We start from the raw sequence: 20,933 nt of genomic DNA, 5'->3' as shown, positions 1-20,933 counted from the left end.
TTCTTTTCTACTGCTGAGGTATTTTAAGTTTTTGTCCCACCATAACGCTATTTCCTGAAATATTGTTTACTCTCTTAAGTTCTTCAATGGAAGTGCGATAGGTTTGTGCAATGCGGAAAAGTGTTTCACCGGCGGCAACAATGTGCGTCTGTACGCCGCCACTGATTGCCTGGTTAACAGCTTCATTGTCCGAAGGATTGCCTGCGTCGCGGCGTACACGCAGGCGCTGGCCTACTTTCAGGCGATCCGAATTGCTCAGGTTATTTATTTCAAAAAGCTCCTTAATAGTAAGATTGTAAGCTTTTGAAATGCTGTAAAAGGTTTGTCCACCCTGAACAACGTGGAATTCGGCATTTGGATCAGCCGTCAGTCTGGTCTCTTGCTTGATTTCTTCGGGAGTCTTGAAAGTGGCAGCAGGCTCACTGCGTGTTACCGCAATTCTTTCAGGTGCCGTTTTTTCAGGAGTTGTTTTTTCAACTACTGGTGCAGCTACATTTTCCTTGCCTGCTTTGCTAACGATCAACTTTTGACCCACAACCAGTCTGGCCTGAGCGCCTCTGTTATTGAGATCCAGAAGCTCGCGTAGTGAGAGATTGTATTTGCTTGCAATGCCAAAATAGGTATCGCCCGACACAACTGTATGCGTGGTAGCGGCGCTGGTACCAGCGTCTGTTGAAACTTCTTTTGCTGCATTCTCCTTTGCCGCGCGTTCTTCTGCCGCAGCTCTCTGCCGCGCATATACAGAAGTGGAAGCTGTTGATCGCGTTTCATTTGGTGTAATTACCTTCGACGGACCATCTGCTTTTGCAATCGGGCGTTGCTCCTCCGTAGATTTGAATGACGTATCTGCATTGTCCTGTGTGATGATCACAACCCTGTCGTCAGATTCCTGCATTACAGGTTGCTTCGAAGCAGGATCCACGGCACCGGTTTTGGGTACCGAAGTAGATGCTGTTACCGGAGGCGCTGTTACGGGTGCTGCGGGCGAAGCAGCAGGTGTAGTTGTTTCGGGAGACTTTGTCTCAGCAGGAGCGCCAGTTTCTGTTTTCTCAACCAATACTGGTGTATATTTCTTTCTGCCCGACGGTTTGTCAGGAATGGTATTGGCAGCAGTTACCGGTGTTTTTTCAGGTACAACAGCGATGACAGGATCTTTCGCAGCAGGAGGTGTGGTTTGCGGAGGCGCGATGATCTCGATTGGTTGTTTCTTCGGACGCTTTTTGTCCAGGAACAAAACCTGTCCTGTCTGAATCGGATAGTTCCGGCTGGTAGTGCGGTTATATTTTAAAAGGTTGACAAGGCGCACACCATATTGTTGCGATACACTATGCCAGGTATCGCCAGGCCGCGCGGTGTGGAATGGGGTAGAGGCTTTCTTATGCTTTCTTGATAAATAATATACTTGTCCCGGAACAAGCGGCATTTCTGCCAGCATATCATTGTATTTCATGAATTTAGGAGCTCTGAGCCCGCCCGCCTTGGCTAGTGTTTTAGGCTTTGCACCCGGTGTCGCTTCGATCCCTTTCAGGCCATTGATTTCGTACAATGCAGGACTTTGGGAGGGTGGGGAGGTTTTCCTTAGAACCGGGTAACCCGAATCTTCGTAAACAGAAGCTACGGTAGTTTGCTGTGGCGGCAACGACAATTTTTCCCGTACTTCTGCAACTTGCGCCACCGGTACAGGAATCGTTACGAGATATTCCCTGTCAAATGGAATCTCGTCGTCTACAAGCCAGCGGTTATAATTTTTCAGCTCTGCGGCCGGGATACCGAGCGAACTTGCAATCTGATCCAGCGACTTGCCTTTTCCAAGATCTGACTCGATTAGAACAAATGCATTCGGCGACTTGTACCTTTCTATACCCGCTTCCAACGCAATTTTATGTGCAAAAAATCGGAGCATGTACCGGTCTGTTTTGGCTGTAAGCGTCACTTCACGTGCATAAGCCCAGCTGGCAGGGACAATCTTTTTCACACCGCCTGCTCCCAGGTAATAAGAGTACAATGTAGTTACCCAGTTGTTGAACTGCTGGTTATTCTTCTTTAAATACCAGGCAGCGGCGTGCGTAGAAGAACTGATGTTCTTTCGCTCATCAACTTTATCATCAACCCGGAGGTTCAGCCCGCGCGCTGTTTCAGGTTTGAACTGCCAGTAACCCACTGCATTTGAGGTAGAGACCACATCAGGGCGAAACGAGCTTTCCTGTACCGCAAGGTATTTGAAATCAATGGGCACTTCCTCGTCCATCAAAATACCCTCTACAATGGGAAAATGAAGAATAGCTCTGTCCATTTTCTCTTCCCAGAACTTCTTATTTGACATCAGGCTTTTTACGTCCTCTTCGATCAGGTTTTGGGCGCCTCTGTCAAACTTCACCGTAATTCCTCCGAAAGACACACTTGCAGGTATCTCGGGAGTTTGCGATAAAGACTGACTAACTGTTACAAGCGACAAAATCCACGCAACTGCAAGGTACTTGATGTTTTTAATGAAAGTTCTGGCCATAAAATAGTGGTACTTGACTTACTGATTGTGTGCTTAATTTTTTTGAAGTATCATTAATCCGTCGCGGATTGGCAGCAGCACATTGGAAACGCGGCTATCCTCGTGAACCATACGGTTGAAATCCAGCAACGCTTTGGTGTCTTTGTCCAGCTTAATGCCTTCCTGAATGACTTTGCCACTCCAGAGTACATTATCGGCGATGATGAAACCGCCTTTTCTTACCTTTTCAAGACAAAGCTTAAAATAAGAAGAATAATTGATTTTGTCCGCATCGATGAAAACCAGGTCGAAGGTGTCTTCGAGATCCGGGATCAGATCGAGGGCATTGCCAATTTTATATTTGATGGAGGAGGAATACGAAGAGCGTTCAAAGAAACTGCGGGTAAAAGTTTCAAGCTCTTCGTTGATATCGATAGTAACTAATTGCCCGCCTGGATTCAATCCTTCGCAAAGGCACAATGCAGAGTAGCCGGTGTAAGTCCCGATTTCCAGGATCTTGTCAGGTCTTATCATCTTTGAAATCATTGACAAAAACCTGCCCTGTAAATGCCCGGAAAGCATACGTGGACTGAGAATGTTAGCGTGGGTCTCCCTGTTCAAAGACTTCAGCAACTCACTCTCATTTTCCGTGTGCTCTACGGAATACTCCTCTATTTCCTCTGCCAAAAACTTCATTTAAATAATCCGGACAAAAGAGCCGCCGGCTCAGCCGTTGGCTACAATGCGTTCAAGATAGGTTCCGTAGCCGCTTTTTACGAGAGGCTTGGCGATTTCACGTAACTGGTCTGCTGTAATAAAGCCCATTCTGTAAGCGATCTCCTCAATGCAGCCTACCTTTAAACCCTGGCGTTCTTCTATCACCTGTACAAACTGTCCGGCTTGCATCAGCGACTGGAAGGTACCAGTGTCGAGCCAGGCTGTTCCACGGTTGAGTACGCCTACTTTGAGTTTGCCGCGTTCCAGATATACCCGGTTAACGTCGGTAATTTCCAGTTCACCCCTTGGTGAAGGCGGGATTGTTTTCGCGATTTCAACAACGTCATTATCGTAAAAATACAACCCTGGAACTGCATAGTTTGACTTGGGTGTAGTCGGTTTCTCTTCTATCGAAAGAACATTGTTGGATTTGTCAAACTCTACAACTCCGTAACGCTCAGGATCATGTACCTGGTATGCGAAGATTACGCCACCCTCTGGATCGTTATTGGATTGTAAAAGCTGCGATAAGCCTGATCCGTAGAAAATGTTATCTCCCAGGATCAATGCTACTTTCTCATTTCCGATAAACTCTTCTCCGATGATAAATGCCTGTGCCAATCCGTCCGGGCTTGGCTGCACAGCATAACTGAACTGGCAACCCAGCCTGCTGCCGTCTCCCAGGAGCTTTTCAAAGTGAGGCAGGTCGTGAGGCGTAGAAATAATCAGTATCTCGCGAATGCCCGCCAGCATGAGAATAGACAGCGGATAGTAGATCATTGGTTTGTCGTAAACGGGCATAAGCTGCTTACTTACTGCCAATGTCAAAGGGTGCAACCTGGTTCCGGAGCCTCCGGCCAATATAATGCCTTTCATAAAGTGAGTTCTTTTTTGGGGTGAGCGACCTACTATCCGGAATTATCTTTCCGAATACATTCCGTCGTAGTATTTCTGGTATGTCCCGGAAGTAACGTTATTAAGCCACTCCTGATTGTTGAGGTACCAGTCTACTGTTTTTTCAAGACCTTCGGCAAATTGCAGGGATGGTTTCCAGCCCAGCTCATTGGAAAGCTTGGTTGCGTCGATCGCATAACGCAGGTCGTGGCCCGCACGGTCAGTCACATAGGTGATCAGCTGTGCAGTTTCGCCTTCTTCGCGGCCAAGCTTTTTGTCCATAATGGAGCAAAGCAGCATTACCAGGTCAATGTTTTTCCATTCGTTGTGCCCCCCGATATTGTACGTTTCGCCATTTGCACCATCGTGGAAAATCACATCGATTGCTCTGGCGTGGTCTTCTACAAAAAGCCAGTCACGAATGTTTTCACCTTTTCCATAAACCGGAAGCGGTTTTTTCTGGATGATATTGTGGATCATCAAAGGAATCAGCTTCTCAGGAAAGTGGTTTGGGCCGTAGTTGTTAGAGCAGTTGGAAATCACAACAGGTAACTTATATGTGTTGTGATATGCTCTTACAAAGTGATCAGAAGATGCTTTGGAGGCCGAATAGGGAGACCGGGGATCATATTTGGTTGTTTCCAGAAAGAAAGTACCCGGATCGTGCAGCTCACCATAAACTTCATCAGTTGAAACGTGGTAAAAACGGTGGTTTTGAAGATCTTCTTTCCACGCACTTTTTGCCGAGTTCAACAAGTTTACGGTCCCGACCACATTCGTCATTACAAATGACATGGGATCTGAAATGGATCGGTCGACGTGACTTTCGGCTGCCAGGTGGACAACACCATAAAAGTCATGTTCGGTAAAAAGCTTCTCAATGAACGCAGCGTCCACGATATCGCCTTTTACAAATGTATAGTTAGGTGCGTTTTCAACGTCGCGCAGGTTTTCAAGGTTACCTGCGTAAGTGAGTGCATCCAGGTTGAAAATGTGGTAATCAGGATGGGAAGTGACAAAGCGGCGCACTACATGTGAACCAATAAAACCGGCACCGCCGGTGATCAGGATTTTTTTCATCTATTGAGCAGTTATTTTTAGTTGCCAGTTCCACGCATCGCGCAAGGCGTCTGCCATGGATTTTTCAGCATTCCATTTCATTATATTATTGACTTTGTCCGACTGCGCGTAAATCTTCTCCACATCTCCCTCACGACGCGGTCCAATCGTATAGTTTAATTTCACCCCGTTTACTTCTTCAAAAGTGTTGATCAGCTGTAAAACGGTGTAGCCTTCGCCGGTGCCTACATTGAATACATCGTAGTAGTTGGCTTCTTTTTCTTTCCCCAGCAGTTCCAGCGCTTTTACATGCGCTTTGGCAAGGTCAACCACATGAATGAAATCCCGGATACAAGTTCCGTCTGGCGTGTCATAATCACTGCCAAATACAGTCAGCGATTTGCGGAGACCAGCTGCTGTTTGCGTAATGAAAGGAACAAGATTGCTTGGTACTCCATTTGGCAACTCGCCAATCAGCGCAGATTCGTGGGCACCGATCGGGTTAAAGTATCTGAGCGAAATGGCTTTGATGCCCGGCTTGGAATAGGTATGATCGCGGATGATGTCTTCACCGATCGCTTTCGTATTTCCGTAAGGTGAATTAGCGGGCTTTCGTGGTGTATTTTCGGTAACCGGTATCGCGTCAGGCTGCCCGTAAACCGTACAGGAAGAGGAGAAAACAAAATTCGGGACATTGAACTCCTGCATGGCACGCAAAAGAACCAGAAGCGAGATAATGTTATTTTCGTAGTAGTTTAATGGTTTCTCAACCGACTCGCCTACCGCCTTGTAAGCTGCAAAGTGAATAACCCCGTCAAACTGCTCTTTGGCAAAGAGGTCGCGGATCTGGTCTGCATTGTTACAGTCGATTTCGTAGAATGGAAAGTCCTTGCCTGTAATCTTTTTGATCCCCTCCAGAACACCCCTGTTTGAGTTATAAAGGTTGTCTACAATGACCGGTTCGAAACCTGCTCTATCCAACTCTACAACAGTGTGGGAACCTATAAATCCGGCTCCTCCGGTAACGAGAATTTTCATGCCCAAAATCTAATTTTAATGATTATCGCTGATGTAGCTGCTTGTAAAAAACGCCTTTAAGTATGCAATAAAACAGAATTCAGGGTATGATAACAACTTAAAGTGATTATCTGGGAGTGCTTTTTTTTCCCGGGCAAAAGTAGAAAATTTGGCTTCTATAAAAAAAAAATGTTTTTATTTATCCGTTGGTTGTTAAATGCAGATTTGAGGAAAATGAACCAGAGAGAAATAAAGGCACTGATATCCTTACTTGATGACGAAGATCATGAAGTGAGCCAGCATGTTGAGGGTAAAATCCTGTCACTGGGAGGAAGTGTGATCCCGTTTTTAGAAACAGAATGGGAAGAAAGCTTTAATCCCCACGTGCAAAGAAAAATAGAAGAACTGATCCACGAACTGCAGCTCAGCATTATGATCGAGCGGCTGCAAGCATGGAAAAACGGCGGCGGCCTGGATTTGCTGGAAGGAATGTGGATCATCGCAACCTACCATTATCCCGACCTCTCCATAGAAAAGCTGAAAACCACTATCGAGCAGCTGTATTACGATATCTGGATCCAGTTTCAGGAAGAAATGAATGCGGTAGATCAGATCAAACGCATTAACAGCCTGTTTTTCGGAGTGATGAACTTTGCGGCAAATACCAAGAACTTCCATTCGCCTTCCAACTCAATGGTCAATGTAGTACTGGAAAGCCGCCGCGGTAACCCGATTACTTTGTGTGTGATTTACCTGCTGGTCGCAAGAAAGCTGGGAATGCCGGTGTACGGGGTTAATCTTCCGAACCTTTTCGTGCTAACCTATAAGAGCGAGCAGACCCAGTTCTATATCAATGTATTTAACCGCGGGATCATTTTTTCCAAAACGGATATCGATCATTATATCGCCCAGCTGAATATCAAATCAAAGGAGATCTTTTATCAGCCCTGCACCAATCTTGAAATTGTGCAGCGCGTGTTGCGAAACCTGATCTTGTCTTATGAAAAAACAAGCGAGCAGGATAAAATGCAGGAGATCGAAAAGATATTGAAGTCAACACTCGACGAGCCGGAAGATAACTGATCAGAGTGCGACGGCCAGGCAATGCCCGTCAAACCACCTGATGTGAATTCTGGACTTTACAATTTTGTCTTCGTCTGTCAGTTTTCCTTCTGTCAGTACCTGTCCAACGGAGAATGGCTGAATGCGGATCGCTTCTTTAAAACTGATCTTTTTCTTTCCATACATTTTATAAAGCGCCTCTTTCGCGCACCAGTAAATGCTGAGGCGCGAAATGTCGTTTTCTGCGTGGTCAAATTCTTCGGGAGAGAGGTACTTATTGGCAGTCCGCTGCAACTTTGCGTCACTTTTTTCCATATCAATGCCCACTGCGGCAAGCGGGTTAATTGCTACTGCCACAAATTCAAATGTATGTGTAATGGAGATATGGGATTCGTTGTCGATCAGAAAAGCTTTTCCGTGTTCGTCCTTGTGCAGACCTACATAGGCAATGCCAAACCTTTCCGCAAGGGTTTTGATGAGCATGCGGCTAGCCAGCCATTCCCTGATTTTCTGAGGGTGTGAAATGTTGTTTAACTCTTCGATATTGAAGCGGGTACCCAGATTTTCTCTTAACTCTGATTCAGTTTCCGTTAACTTCCACAGCAGCAGTGTACAGGTTTCTTCGATCATCTCGGAATGAACGAGCGGCATAGTTATTCTGTTTAAAACGGATTGAAGCTTTTTGGGGCTGTTGGCTTTTAGCTATTAGCAGTTAGCTTTTAGCTTTTGGGTGTTAGCTTTGAGTTGGCTCCATTAATTAATACCTAACGGCTAACAGCAAAGGCTAACTGCTAACCACCAAAAAACAATGAACATTCACAAAGTAGATACTTTTTCCGGTCATCGGGATAGTGTTTATACAATAATTTCAGATTCGACTTCCCACGGTTTCTATTCTGCCGGCGGTGATGGATTTGTCATTCAATGGGATCTGAATAAGCCAGACCTGGGCAACCTCGTTGCGCGCGCAGGCACCTCCGTTTATGCGCTCGCCCTCCATCCAGAGGATCAAAAGCTATGGATCGGTCAGAACTACGAAGGAATTCAGCTGCTGGACACCGTAAGTAATAAGATCGAGAAAACGTCAAAGATCACGGCAGCTGCCATTTTTGATATCAAGATCTGGGGCCAAAATGCATTGATTGCTACCGGTGACGGGGTGATCATTGTGGTGGATGTGCCGAGCTTTTCTGTTCGTAAGCACATCAAGGTTTCGGGTAAAAGTGTGCGGTCGATTGCGGTTAATTCGCTTACCAATGAATTCGCAACCGGCGACAGCGAATGCAATGTACATATCTTTGATCTGGACGGTTTTGTTTTAAAAAAGACAATTCAATCACATTCAAACTCCGTTTTCACCGTTAAGTATTCACCGGACGGTCAATATCTTTTCACAACCGGGCGCGATGCGCACCTGAAAATCTGGGATGTAAATGATGCTTATGGTACAGTGGCCGACATTCCTGCGCACATGTACGCCATCAACGACATTGCATTCAGTCCCGACCAGCAATTATTTGCTACCTGCAGTATGGACAAATCGATTAAAGTCTGGGATACTGCAACTTTCAAATTAAAGAAAATCATCGACCGTGCACGCCACGCCGGGCATGGAACTTCGGTGAATAAACTCCTCTGGACAACGTGTGAAAACCAGCTTATATCATGCAGCGACGACCGTATGATATCGGTCTGGAAAGTGGCCGAATAGCATACTTATAATATGGTATTATTGGCAAATACTTTGAAAAATGACACATATATCTTTAACTTACACGACTGATTTTATCTAGTAACAAAGCTTTGAACGCATCATGAAAATATCCGCGATAGAGATACGCAAGCATACTTTTGAAAAGATTTTCAGAGGTTACGACCCGGACGAAGTAGATGCTTTCCTGAATTCACTGTCACAGGAATGGGAGCGATTTTCGAGCGAAAACAGCTTGTTGAAAATGCAGCTCGAATATGCGGAAAAGGAGCTTAGCAAGTTAAAAGACATAGAATCAACGCTATTTCGCACACTGAAAGCGGCGGAAGATACCAGTAAGCTGATTGAGAAAGAAGCACATGAGCTTGCTGAGAAAAGGATTGAAGAATCGAAGTCAACAGCCAGTGATCTGGTGTCGGAAGCAGAATCCAGGACGAGCCAGATTATACGGGAAACCGAAGATCGTTTGAAGCAATTCAAAGAGGATTTTGCAACTGAAATCAAACGGCAGGAACGTGACTTCAAAGCGATTGAAAATTTCAGGGACAACCTTATTGTTCAGCTTACTTCGCTGGCCAATAATACCATAGATACTGTTGAACGTTTTGAGCAGAAATATGATAAGGAATCTGTTCTGAACAAGATGGAGGAAATCAAGCAGCACGTTGCTGAAATTGATATTCCAAAGAAACCCACTTATCAGATTCCCGCTATGGAAGTTGCCAGGGAAGAGGAGCCGGAGGAGCATCAGGCGGAGGTATCTGTGATTTTGCAGGACGATAAACCGGAAGTTGTTTTTGAGATCGCAAAAGAAGAGGAAGAGCCAGAAATCATTCAAGTTGAACCGGAAAAAGAAGAAGAATTGTTGCCCGAAGCGGCCTTTGAACAGGAAGAACTGAATGCGATCGAGGAACCTGAGCCGGTAGCAGTCACAGAGCCGGAACCAGAACCTGTTGAGGAGGAAGTGGTTTACAACAGGCCACGGGAAACAGTAAGAAGCGCTGCCGATGAGGCGAATGAAGCACTGGCTGAAATGCACAGATCAGCTGAAAAAGCGCGCGATTCATCACCGGCGATCAACAGGCCGCGTGAAACTACCCAACCCAAGAAAACGGGCGGTGGAGGTTCATTCTTTGACCAAATCTAATTGACATTGGGAACTATCAGCCTCGAAGGACTTGAATTTTTTGCCTATCACGGATATTATCCCGAAGAGCAAAGGATAGGCAACAAGTACGCGCTCGACATAACAATCACAACTGATTTTTTTAAAGCCGCGCAAGCCGATAAACTCAGTGAAACAGTCAATTACGAAACGATTTATCAGATCGCGTCCAAAGTAATGCAGGAGCCTGCAAAACTACTGGAACACATCGGCTTCAATGTAATTGAGAAGATCAGAGAACATTACCCCCTTGTAGCAAATATCAAAGTGCGAGTCTCCAAGTTCAACCCGCCGGTAGGAGGAGTTTGTACGCGGGCTACTATAACGATGGAAGGATAATAAGAGAGGCAGCCCTAAGGCTGCCTCTCTTATTATCCTTTGTCACCCTGAGCGGACCGGGCCGCCGGGCGGTCGAAGGGAAGAGCACGACGCTTCATTCGAAGGGTCAATACTCGTGAGGAAGCGGAACGTTGATCCGCTCGTTCCATGGCAAACCGTGCTGGTTAAGCAAGTCCATGAACGGATCAGGGTTCAATTCTTCTACATTATATACACCGGGCTTCATCCATTCTTCATTCGTCAGCATCAGCATGGCGCCGATCATTGCCGGAACTCCCGTGGTATAGCTTACAGCCTGTGCGCGTACTTCGCGGTAGCATTCAGCATGGTCGCAGTTGTTCCAAACGTAGTAAGTCTTTTCTTCTCCATCTTCGATTCCCTTGATCTGGCAGCCAATTGAAGTTTGTCCGGAGTAATTTTCTCCCAAAGAATCAGGTGCAGGTAGTACTGCTTTTAAAAATTCGAGCGGCACGATATCCATTCCCTGGAATTTGATGGGCTTAATGCTGGTCATACCTACATTTTCAAGCACATTCAAATGCGTAATGTAAGCTTGTCCGAAAGTCATCCAGAAACGCGCCCGTTTTAGGGTAGGGAAATTCTTTACCAAAGATTCAAGCTCTTCGTGGTAGAGCACGTAGCTTTCCTTTGGACCGATACCCGGATATTCAATGGGTTTGTGAATGGACATTGCAGGGATTTCAATCCACTCGCCATTCTCCCAGTACCTTCCTGGCTGCGTAATCTCGCGGATGTTGATTTCCGGATTGAAGTTTGTTGCAAATGCTTTTCCATGATCTCCCGCATTACAGTCGATAATATCCAGGTAATGCATTTCGTCGAAATGATGCTTATTGGCGTAAGCGGTAAAAACCTGAGTAACGCCCGGGTCGAAGCCGCAGCCCAGAACCGCCATTAAACCAGCTTCTTTAAAACGCTCCTGGTAAGCCCATTGCCAGCTGTATTCAAACTTGGCAACATCTTTCGGCTCGTAATTTGCGGTATCCAGGTAATGTACGCCGGTTGCCAGACAGGCTTCCATGATCGTCAGATCCTGGTAGGGCAATGCTACATTGATCAGTAGCTTAGGTTGAAAACGCTTGATCAAAAGCACTGTTTCGGCTACTATATCTGCATCAACCTGCGCAGTCTGGATAGTAACTCCGTGCATTTCCTGGATTTCAGCGGCAATTTTATCGCATTTGGCTTTGGTGCGGCTGGCCAGCATGATCTCGGTAAAAACATTGCTGTTCATTGCACATTTATGCGCAACAACACTACCAACACCACCCGCGCCAATAATTAGGACTTTCGACATTTTTATATTTTTAAACTTGTCAGGAGACCGGACAAGTTGGTTCATATTTTCGGCAAAGATAAAATGGCGGGCTTATTTTTCAACTTAATTTGCATTCACCAGCTTCATTACCTTTCCATCGCTGTAATTGAGGAAATAAACCTCCCCATTCACATCCTGCCCGAAAGAAGAAATTGACCCCTGGTTTTCCAGGATCAGCGTATTTTCCTTTTTTGCATTACCGTCCATTTCCAGCGCCCAGATCCGTCCGCTCACATAATCGCCGTAAATGTATTTGCCAATCAATGAGGGTACCGCTTTGCCACGATACACATAGCCGCCTGTGATGGATTTATCGCCATTGCTCTGGCTGTAATCGTGAATAGGCTCAACCAAACCTTCCCGGCCGCAGTTTGAGGCTGGATTGTAGCAATCAACGCCCTCTTTCAAGCGCCAGCCATAATTACCGCCTTTGGTAATAATATCAATTTCTTCCCGCTCATTCTGGCCCACATCTCCTGCAAACAGCCTGTTGTTTTCCATATCGAAACTGATCCGCCAGGGATTTCTGAGACCGTATGCGTAAATCTCCGGCAGGTTTCCTTCCGAATTCGTCGCAAATGGATTATCGGCTGGGATACCATAATTGCCTTTTGTAGTTCCATTCACATCCACACGCAGGATTTTACCCAAATGACTTTTCAGGTTCTGCGCATTGTTCTCGGGATCGCCGCCGCTACCTCCGTCACCGGTCGCGATATACAGCAATCCATCTTTCCCGAAATGCATTGAGCCGCCGTTGTGGTTACTATAAGGTTGATTGAAGGTAAACAGTACCGCCTCACTTGCAGGATCAGCCTGGTTAGTTGCCGGGTTAGCTTTGTAGCGTGCGATCGTAGTTTTTAAAGGATTTCCATTGGTATAATTGACAAAAAAGAACCCGTTTGTCTTATAATCTGGGTGGAAAGCAAGACCCAGCAAACCGCGCTCGCCGCCAGAGGTTACCTTACTTTTAATGTCAAGAAAAGTACTGCTGGTGGCTACGGAAGCTGTATTTGCGAAAGTTCTGATCGTTCCTTCCTGCTCGATCACATAGAAGCGGCTGCTGTCGCCCGGCGCCTGGACGAGCTCAACAGGTAAGTTGAATTTCAATGCGGGGAATGCGTCAGCAGAAGTGATCCCGCCTTTCGGGATCTCTGGTACCTCTTGCGTATCAGGGTCTTTGGAAGAACACGCGAGCAGTAAAGTGGCTATTAAGAAAGCATGGGTCAGATGAAGTTTCATATTCAGGACGTTGAAGTTTGTTAGTTCAACTTCCTGTAAATGCTTTTTGTTTTTAAAACTTCCTTTAAATCAAATGTTTCCAGATCACATCGTACACATCAACCGCCTCGATCTCGCTTTTTTCCAGTGGCGAATCGGTAATGCAGATCGGGTAATATTGCCGGGGAACATTGATACTCCCGTGAGAGCCTTTGACCAATGTGGCATCCAGGGGGATTACATCCATCAGGTACCTGAACCCCATTAATTTACGGGCAAGCTTATATCCCGCGCGAACTTTGATCAAAGGGTTTTTCGGGTCCATAAACATTTCAACCGGGTCGTAACCTGGTTTCCGATGGATATCAACCAAATGCGCGTAATCCGGAGCCTTGGCGTCGTCGAGCCAGTAATAGTAAGTAAACCAGCTGTCAGGTTTGGCCATAACCACCAGGTCACCTGAGCGTTCGTGGTCGATATGGTAGGCTTTCTGTGCTTCTTTATCCAGTACCAGGTCAATGCCCGGTGTTTGTTTTAAAACTTTGATAATCCGCTCGCGGACAGACTCATCGTTGATGTAAACGTGCGCAATCTGATGATCGGCTGCTGCAAATGCTTTCGAAGCGCCTGCGTCGAGCAGTTCATACCACCTTTCAGTCCGCACCGAAATGGTACCTTCGTTCCGCAAGATCCGGTTGATGTGGATCGGGTTACTTACAGGATTAATCCCGTATTCAGAAAGCAAAATGATCTTCGCATTTTTGGATTCATAATGCGTCACCAGCTCTTCTACCAAATTGTCGATCTCACCCAGCTCTTTGCTGATTTTCGAGAAATCGGGACCGAATTTTTGAAGGCAGTAATCTAAATGTGGCAGGTAAATGAGCGTAAGTGTCGGATCATGCCTTTTATCAACCCAAATAGAAGAATCCGCAATCCATTTACTTGATTTGATATTCGCATTGGGGCCCCAGAAGTTGAACAATGGAAATTGTCCCAGGTCTTTTTGCAGCTCGTCGCGCAGCTCCGGCGGATAGGCATAGCAGTCGGGTGCTTTTACACCGTCGGCGTGGTACTGCGGTCTTGGAGTTACCGAAAAATCGGCGGTGGAGTACATATTATACCACCAGAACATTTTGGCGCAGGTGAAATGCGGGTCAATGCGTTTGGCAGCTTCCCAGATCTTTTCACCCTTTACCAGCTTGTTAGACTGTTTCCAAAACTTCACTTCCGCATCTTCCCGGTCGTACCAGCCATTTCCCACGATCCCGTTTTCAGCCGGCCATTTACCAGTGATATAGGTACTCTGGGAAGTTGTGGTAACTGCGGGTAAAACGGGCTTTATAGGTGTTAACTGCCGGTCTTTAATGTATTTGGCCAAAAACGGGGTATGTTCTCCGATCAGATTGGCACTTAATCCGACAATGTCGATTACAACTGTTTTATTCATAACTCAAAATTTTCTTCACCCACTCCAGTTCACGCACGATCGACTCACCAATGGGCTTTTGCATATCTTCCGGCAGCACGCCCCAGGTGTAAGTTTCCACTTCCAGATAATCTGAAAACGGGTTCTCTTTATGAATGCCCAGCGTTTTTACAATATCAGATTGGGTAGATTCAAGCACACCGTAGTGATTGACAAAAAGCGGTACGTGAAAATGTACGCGCCATTCTTTTTGATTTTCATTCCAGTCATTCAGCGCGTCTTTCAGGTCAGGGTAGCGCGTTTTGCTCTGGCCTTCATTCAGTGCAACTACCTGGTGCAGGTAAACGGGTTCGTCGAAAGTTTCAATCGCTTTCAGCTTGATCTCTCTCTCATTTTCAAAATTCACCTTCAAAGCGGAGCTCACCTGAATGCGGCCCACCTTGATCCCGACTTCATTTAATGAATCCAGGATATCTTGCGGATCTTCAAAGCCGACAGCCGCGTGGCAGATATCATAGCAAAGCTGAATGTGCCTCAGAACGGCATCAGTAGCCTGCTCATTAGTAAATCCGTACTTCGCGCCCAGGTACTCTTCGGCTCTTAGTAAGAGCGTTTTTTTATACCATTCAACAAAGTCAACTGTGTTATCGAGAATACCGTCCGGCTCCGGCTCTATGTCCAGGTGCAGGTATTTGCCGGTTTCTTTTTCAATGGCGATCAGCGTATCAAGCAGTTCCAGAATGTGAGAAGTAGCCCTTTCTGTCGCCTTATGCTTGTCCTCCTCGGTTTCCCACCAGTAACGGTAAGACAACGGCGGCGTGGAAACTCCTCCGTGCATTCCTTCCGGCAGCAGCTCGGCAAGTATGTTAAACAACCTGACGGTATATTCAAGCCGGTCGATGGTAGTCCAGTCGGGTGCATGTACATCGTCTTTCACGACCACATTATGAAACCCGCCGTAGGGAAATCCATTGATCACAAAAACATATATATCATTTTCCGAAAGCCAGCTTTTAAATACCGCCAGTACTTCGGGTTTGCTCAGTTCAATGGAAGCTTCATTTGCTACGCGCAGACCAAGCCCAAACGGTTGATCGGGTGATAGCTGCTGCTTGATAAATGGCAGGTTATCCCGCAGGGATTGAAAATGGTCAGCCCATTTTTCTCCTGGGTGGATATTGGAGCAGTAAGTTAAATGTCCGTACGGCGTGATCATTATGCGTGAATTATTTTTGAGCTTTCCAGATAATCAACAGATTGTGCGATGATATCTGCGTCCAGCTCGTGTACCTCAACACCTTTGCCAATTCTTTCAAGTAACATAATGGTCAGTCTGCCGCCCAAATGTTCCCTGAACTCATGCAATCCATTCCGCAGGTTGATCTTGTCGTTTTCAGCCAGTTTGGAATGATATAATTCAAAACCCAGCTTATTCAAAACGTCCAGAATGCGGGTCAGGTCTGCCTCCGCGAGCATACCGATTTTTGTGGCATATACACAATCCAATGCAATACCAATTGCCACCGCTTCTCCGTGCCGAACCTGGAAATCAGTGAGATACTCTAATTTATGTGCAGCCCAGTGCCCAAAATCCAGGGGCCGGGAAGAGCCGAATTCAAACGGGTCGCCGCCTGCAATGTGATCGGTGTGCATTTCGGCGCAGCGATGGATCAGGTAAGCCATTACTTGCTCGTCGCGGGCCGCCAGTGCTTCTGCATTTGCTTCAATCCATTCAAAAAAAGCGGCATCCTTGATCAATGCAACTTTAATTGCCTCTGCAATGCCGGCGCGCCAGTCTCTGTCATCTAGTGTCCGCAAAAAAGTAAGATCATTGAAAACAGCCACAGGAGGCGCAAATGTGCCCAGGAAGTTTTTCTTTCCACGGAAGTTAATACTGTTTTTAACACCAACCCCTGAGTCGTTTTGTGCTAAAACAGTAGTTGGAATGCGGATCAGCTTGATACCCCGGTGTGAAACTGCCGCAGCGTAACCTACCAGATCGAGTACCGCGCCACCGCCTATCCCAATTACAAAAGAATGGCGGTCGATACCGTGTACGTCAACGGCTTCTACCAGACTTTCAAATAATGCAGGATCATTCTTGCAAGCTTCGCCCCCAGGTATGATCATGATGTTAGCAGCAAGCTGGATCTGAGGTACTGCTGTTGTAAAGTACATTTTGATCTCCTCGGAAAGTGTCGGATGAAATGCGGCGAAGCCTTCGTCCACAATAACCAATGCTTTTCTTTGAAAACCTTCTTCGGAAAACCGGATAAAAAAGTCTTTCAGCAAAGGATTATTTACGCTGAATAAATGCTGTGTGAAGTACACCGCATAATTATATTCTATTTGGAAACGCTGTTGTATGGTTTGCATTGAAAAAGACATTGAATGCAATATGGGTTTATTTTAATACTAAGTTACGGCGAAAACCCGGGCGAGCAGCATAGACAGCGGCAGTAATGCGAGTACAGCCAGGCCAAGCGGCAGCAAACCAAAAGCTACGCAGTAAGAGGCATTCATCACAATAAGCGAAATGACCCCCGCTTTCACCGCCTTGCCGATCAACGGACCAACCGGATTTTGCATTGCATTCCATAACGGCCGGCCAATCAGCCAGGCATGCAACAAAACGAATGGAATTGTGAACAATATATTTCCTTCCCGACCGGCAATCGTCAGCTGAGCGGCAAGTACAATCGCGTAAAGCAATGCAGCTATATATAACGTACGCTTTTTCCCGCCATGTACTTCGTCCTGACTGATCATCGTAATCGCAAAAATGTAAGCGATAGGCAGCAATGCGATCCAACCATATTTTTGAAATGACTCGGGTATCACACTCATTCCAAGAATGAGATTGGCACCCCGGCACATACCCATTGTAAGCGGGCCCATGAATGCGTGGTGTTTGGCAAAACGATTATACAAAATCGTCAGCAGTGCGATAATAATAGCAATAAGACCGCTTAATCCGCTGAAAAGTGCTGCGGATAGCATTCCAAATACCAGCAGGGAAATGCCCATGAAAGTAGCCGAAACAAGCGGTACTTTGCCACTTGGGATTGGTCTTTCCGGGCGTTCGATACTGTCGAGCTTGGCATCGAAGACATCATTCATCACCACGCCGCCTCCGTACAATCCTAATGTGGAAGCAACCAGCAATGCAGGTGAGGAATCAGAAAAGGTAAATTGTGCGATCGCAAGGCCAGCGAGAATGTCGGCAATAGCGGTGACCAGGTTAGCCGGGCGCGTTAGTTGTAAATAGGGTTTTATGCTGCTCACGTTACCGGATCACTAGGGATTCTTTGACAGGGGCGGGCTGCTGGCCGCCGCGCAGAATGCTGTTTCCGTGAAACTTTGCAGTCTGGTCGACCTCGTAGCCGTTTTCAAAATCACTTACATCAATCTGTCTGCTTTTACCAAAAGCATCGATCGCATTCTGGTAAGTTACCTGCCGGATCGCCTCGTCTGAAATCCCTTTCATTTTCATCAATGCAGCTGTTTTCGGAATAGCGAGCGGATCGGAAATCCCCCAGTCGGCTGCGGAGTTGATCATAATGCGTTCGGGACCATATTGTTCCACTACTTTTACCATCCGTTCATTTCCCATTTTGGTAAAAGGATAAATCGTGAATGCAGCCCAGAAGCCCTGGTCAAGCACGCTTTTCACGGTTTCTTCATTGTTATGGTCTACAATCACCCACGAAGGATCAATGCCGTGCTCGATCGCGATCGCCATGGAGCGTTCGGTACCTTTCTTTTTGTCGCGGTGCGGCGTGTGGATCTGCACCGGCAGCTTGGCTTCTTTGGCCAGTTCGAGTTGCAGTCTGTAATACTTTTCCTCAGCCGGTGTCTGATCATCAAAACCAATTTCACCGACACCTACGACACCTTCTTTGTATATATAAAGCGGTAAAATTTCCATTACCTGCTCGGCAAGCGGCTCATTGTTTGCTTCGCGGGAGTTTAATCCCATCGTACAATAATGCTTGATACCGAACTGAGAGGAGCGGAATCTCTCCCAGCCTACCAGACTGCTGTAATAATCTTTGAAGCTCGAAAGCCCGGTGCGCGGCTGGCCGACCCAGAAAGCAGGTTCAATCAATGCAACGATCCCCGCCTGGTGCATGGCCTGATAATCGTCGGTAGTGCGGGAAACCATGTGGATATGCGGATCAAAAAAGCGCATTCCTTTGATCAGGTCACGGTAATCGTTCCAGGCAATATCGCGGTGCGCGGCTGCTGTCTCATCGCTTTCTTCAAAGTGCGAAGGATTAGGCGCGGCTTCATTGGGGTTTAAGCACATAATTATGAATGTTCAAGTTGGGTCCAGGTCAGTTCACCTGATCTCACAGATTTTTCGAGATCTGTATATTTAGCCAAAAGGTATTTCGCATTCGGCAGGGAAGATTCAGAGCAGGCTAATGCTGCCGCCTTCCGGTCGTCGCTGTTCTGGGATTCAAAAAGGTGCTGCATGTCAGCGAGCAAAGCCTGGTTCATAAACTTGCCCACGAGCCGCCAAACTTGCGGACCTACACTCCGGCCGGCTGCCCATCGCTCATGCGCAAAATCGGACAGTGTCATCGCCAGCTTTTCATTGGCCCTGTTTTCCAGTCCCTCGATCAAATGAATAGGCTTGTCGTTGAAGATGGTTTTCAGCACCAGCTGGTTCCAGGCGAGTTCGTTGAAATACTTTTCGGGATAGGGGTTATGCAGCGCAATCGCATCAAACACAAATCCCATATTGGAGCGAACCGCATCTGTAGCCCTGAAAAGCCACTGATCGGGGTAGGAGAGCAGCGGCAATGCCGCATACAATGCAACCAGCTCGTTCATTTCGGCTGTGTCAAAAAGCGTTTCGATGTTTTTGACGTACTCACTTTTGTCCGAAGGATCCAGCTGGGTCAACAACCACACGCGGCTCAAACGCACGAGCGACCAGTTATTCATTGAAAAGCCAGGTATCTCCGTATCGAGCGACCATTGTTCGTCTTCGGATACCTCCACGATTTTCTTGGCAAGAAAGCGCGGGGCTGCTACGAAAGCGGTCATTAATTCAAGAGGTGCAGCAGATCCTTTTTGCTGTAACCATTCGGATTCCGTAGCAGAAGTGTTCCGGCTGATTATCTCCCAAAGCTTTTGCTTAACTATGTCAGACATTTTTTTAAAGGAAAACGGACTTAAATGCCAGCAGGCAAATCAGTAAGGTTTCGGGTTGTTTTAGTATAAATGTTTATTTCACTTTATAAAGTTTCCCTAACAACTATTATAACGGTTTGATGTGGCTGGAAAACTCATTTTACGCGTTTGAGGCTTCAATTTTAATTAAAAACTAATGTGAGACGAATGATATCCGTCATTTTCAAAAGTCAAATTCCTTGATCTCCGGATCATTCAGGAGCTGCCTGGTGAGCTCATTGTGATGCTTCTCGGAACCCTGTAAAGTCCAACTACCGGTTATTTTATCTCCAACCCGGCTTTGCTCTCCGCGTAAGATGGTCATATCAAGTTCTTTGAACATATCCTCGTACACTTTGAGCGATTGCTGCTGATAAATGCAGACAAGTCTGTAATTACGGATCTGGCTTCTTTTGCGGATAAACTTTTGAACGGGGGCAAGGATGACCAGCGACATACCTGAAATAACAAAGCAAGCGAAAGTTGCCTCATAATAACCCGCTCCAATCCCCATCCCAACAGCCGCTGTGACCCACACGATAGCCGCGGTAGTAATACCTACTACGCGGTTGTTTTCCCTGAAAATGATCCCCGCACCGATAAAGCCGATGCCGGTAACGATATTGGCGGCGATGCGGCCGGCGTCGGAACTTACCTTAATGGATAGCAGTGTAAAAAGGGTAGAACCCACCGCGATCAGGATCATGGTTCGCAGGCCGGCGGACTTGCTCCGGTACTCGCGCTCTGCGCCGATGATAGCGCCGAGGAAAAAGGATAGCAGCAGTTTATAAATGTCTTCAGGAAAGAATTCCATGCAATGCGTTTTTATATCGCCCCAAACAAAAAGCCGGAAAGATCAGAATCTCTCCGGCCGGCAAATTAAATGACTTTTTATCACGCGCTGCCAGTTTTTCTTTCAACCCAATGTATCAGTTTTTCTGCCTCCTCCAATCCTAACCTTGCGAGCGCGGCGCTCTTGGCTCCGTCATAAGCCATATCCAGATGTAAAACCTGGTAGGCGGTCATAAATGAATTAAGCATCTTTTTGTCAGCCTGCGAAAGATGCTGTTTATACCAGTCAACATCTTTTCTTCCGCGTGTTTTCTTTCCAAAAATTTCATCGAGCACCAGCAAAATACCTGTGTAGGCTGTGTGCCCGGCCATTTTTACATACTTCTGGTCTTGGAAATAACCATCTTCTTTACGCGCCTTTTCACTCAAAATCTGCTTTGCATTCGCCAGATAGCGTCTGGCTTCTTCAATGGAATCGGAGGTGTTTTCTTTCATGAGTGTATGTTTGGTTTTTGTTCAAAG

Annotated in this window: 20 protein-coding genes; 4 read left to right on the top strand and 16 right to left on the bottom strand. The window is 46.5% G+C overall.

The features are described 5' to 3' along the window. Window positions 1–7: 7 nt before the first annotated feature. Genes AC1XTG_RS22395 through galE form a run of 5 tightly spaced genes read right to left on the bottom strand, consistent with a single transcriptional unit; the run spans window position 8 to window position 6,193 of the window. A complete protein-coding gene (locus AC1XTG_RS22395; RefSeq protein ID WP_484843510.1) occupies window positions 8–2,506 on the bottom strand; it encodes a LysM peptidoglycan-binding domain-containing protein in 2,499 nt (832 codons plus the stop codon). A gap of 33 nt (window positions 2,507–2,539) precedes the next feature. Beyond that, window positions 2,540–3,181 (bottom strand): O-methyltransferase, encoded by a 642-nt coding sequence (locus tag AC1XTG_RS22390; protein WP_056285999.1) that lies wholly within the window; start codon window positions 3,179–3,181, stop codon window positions 2,540–2,542. Between the two features lie 30 nt (window positions 3,182–3,211). After that, entirely contained in the window at window positions 3,212–4,078 is an 867-nt protein-coding gene (rfbA, locus tag AC1XTG_RS22385) for a glucose-1-phosphate thymidylyltransferase RfbA (protein ID WP_056285996.1), read from the bottom strand. A gap of 42 nt (window positions 4,079–4,120) precedes the next feature. Continuing rightward, window positions 4,121–5,176 carry a dTDP-glucose 4,6-dehydratase gene (rfbB, locus tag AC1XTG_RS22380; protein ID WP_484843509.1) on the bottom strand — a complete coding sequence of 352 codons (1,056 nt, stop codon included), beginning with the start codon at window positions 5,174–5,176 and terminating at the stop codon, window positions 4,121–4,123. Next, window positions 5,177–6,193, bottom strand: a complete 1,017-nt coding sequence (gene galE, locus AC1XTG_RS22375) for a UDP-glucose 4-epimerase GalE (RefSeq protein WP_484843508.1) — start codon at window positions 6,191–6,193, stop codon at window positions 5,177–5,179. It lies immediately after the preceding gene. A gap of 213 nt (window positions 6,194–6,406) precedes the next feature. Here galE and AC1XTG_RS22370 point away from each other — a divergent pair, with 213 nt between their 5' ends. Further along, window positions 6,407–7,255 (top strand): transglutaminase-like domain-containing protein, encoded by an 849-nt coding sequence (locus AC1XTG_RS22370; RefSeq protein ID WP_484843507.1) that lies wholly within the window; start codon window positions 6,407–6,409, stop codon window positions 7,253–7,255. Here AC1XTG_RS22370 and AC1XTG_RS22365 read toward each other — a convergent pair whose 3' ends face one another. Next, window positions 7,256–7,885: a 4'-phosphopantetheinyl transferase family protein gene (locus AC1XTG_RS22365; protein WP_056285986.1), complete on the bottom strand. Its 630-nt coding sequence runs from the start codon at window positions 7,883–7,885 to the stop codon at window positions 7,256–7,258. A gap of 157 nt (window positions 7,886–8,042) precedes the next feature. Here AC1XTG_RS22365 and AC1XTG_RS22360 point away from each other — a divergent pair, with 157 nt between their 5' ends. The 3 genes from AC1XTG_RS22360 to folB all read left to right on the top strand — a co-directional run bounded on the left by AC1XTG_RS22360 (window position 8,043) and on the right by folB (window position 10,449). Then, a complete protein-coding gene (locus tag AC1XTG_RS22360; protein WP_484843506.1) occupies window positions 8,043–8,945 on the top strand; it encodes a WD40 repeat domain-containing protein in 903 nt (300 codons plus the stop codon). Between the two features lie 103 nt (window positions 8,946–9,048). Beyond that, window positions 9,049–10,092, top strand: coding sequence for a DivIVA domain-containing protein (locus AC1XTG_RS22355; RefSeq protein ID WP_484843505.1), 1,044 nt, complete (start codon window positions 9,049–9,051; stop codon window positions 10,090–10,092). Between the two features lie 6 nt (window positions 10,093–10,098). After that, a complete protein-coding gene (gene folB / locus AC1XTG_RS22350; RefSeq protein ID WP_056286586.1) occupies window positions 10,099–10,449 on the top strand; it encodes a dihydroneopterin aldolase in 351 nt (116 codons plus the stop codon). 106 nt (window positions 10,450–10,555) lie between these two features. On the opposite strand, the gene AC1XTG_RS22345 is transcribed toward folB, so the two are convergent. From AC1XTG_RS22345 to AC1XTG_RS22300, 10 genes are all read right to left on the bottom strand, one after another. Continuing rightward, a complete protein-coding gene (locus tag AC1XTG_RS22345) occupies window positions 10,556–11,812 on the bottom strand; it encodes a saccharopine dehydrogenase family protein (protein ID WP_484843504.1) in 1,257 nt (418 codons plus the stop codon). Between the two features lie 39 nt (window positions 11,813–11,851). Further along, the gene (locus AC1XTG_RS22340) at window positions 11,852–13,030 is read right to left on the bottom strand and encodes a PQQ-dependent sugar dehydrogenase (protein WP_484843503.1); all 1,179 of its coding nucleotides are present in this window, start codon (window positions 13,028–13,030) and stop codon (window positions 11,852–11,854) included. A 64-nt stretch (window positions 13,031–13,094) separates the two neighbouring features. Then, the gene (locus AC1XTG_RS22335) at window positions 13,095–14,459 is read right to left on the bottom strand and encodes an alkaline phosphatase family protein (protein ID WP_484843502.1); all 1,365 of its coding nucleotides are present in this window, start codon (window positions 14,457–14,459) and stop codon (window positions 13,095–13,097) included. Then, on the bottom strand, window positions 14,452–15,654 hold the full coding sequence (eboE, locus tag AC1XTG_RS22330; RefSeq protein ID WP_484843501.1) for a metabolite traffic protein EboE: 1,203 nt from the start codon (window positions 15,652–15,654) through the stop codon (window positions 14,452–14,454). The genes AC1XTG_RS22335 and eboE overlap by 8 nt, the downstream gene beginning before the upstream one ends. Continuing rightward, window positions 15,654–16,814, bottom strand: a complete 1,161-nt coding sequence (locus AC1XTG_RS22325; protein WP_484843500.1) for a 3-dehydroquinate synthase — start codon at window positions 16,812–16,814, stop codon at window positions 15,654–15,656. Before AC1XTG_RS22325 ends, eboE begins: the two co-directional genes overlap by 1 nt. 39 nt (window positions 16,815–16,853) lie before the next feature. After that, window positions 16,854–17,723, bottom strand: coding sequence for a UbiA-like protein EboC (eboC, locus tag AC1XTG_RS22320; protein ID WP_484843499.1), 870 nt, complete (start codon window positions 17,721–17,723; stop codon window positions 16,854–16,856). 1 nt (window position 17,724) lies between these two features. Further along, window positions 17,725–18,747, bottom strand: a complete 1,023-nt coding sequence (locus AC1XTG_RS22315; protein ID WP_484843498.1) for a TatD family hydrolase — start codon at window positions 18,745–18,747, stop codon at window positions 17,725–17,727. Window positions 18,748–18,749: 2 nt separating this feature from the next. Next, window positions 18,750–19,601, bottom strand: a complete 852-nt coding sequence (locus tag AC1XTG_RS22310; protein WP_484843497.1) for an EboA domain-containing protein — start codon at window positions 19,599–19,601, stop codon at window positions 18,750–18,752. Window positions 19,602–19,803: 202 nt separating this feature from the next. Beyond that, window positions 19,804–20,433: an MgtC/SapB family protein gene (locus AC1XTG_RS22305; RefSeq protein ID WP_056285951.1), complete on the bottom strand. Its 630-nt coding sequence runs from the start codon at window positions 20,431–20,433 to the stop codon at window positions 19,804–19,806. 80 nt (window positions 20,434–20,513) lie between these two features. After that, the gene (locus AC1XTG_RS22300; protein WP_056285949.1) at window positions 20,514–20,906 is read right to left on the bottom strand and encodes a DUF5618 family protein; all 393 of its coding nucleotides are present in this window, start codon (window positions 20,904–20,906) and stop codon (window positions 20,514–20,516) included. Window positions 20,907–20,933 lie beyond the last annotated feature (27 nt).

It is taken from the genome of Dyadobacter sp. HNCC25DJ183 (genome assembly GCF_056895175.1).
Note: the sequence above shows the minus strand (reverse complement) of the source record. Positions and strands in the feature narration are given on the sequence as shown.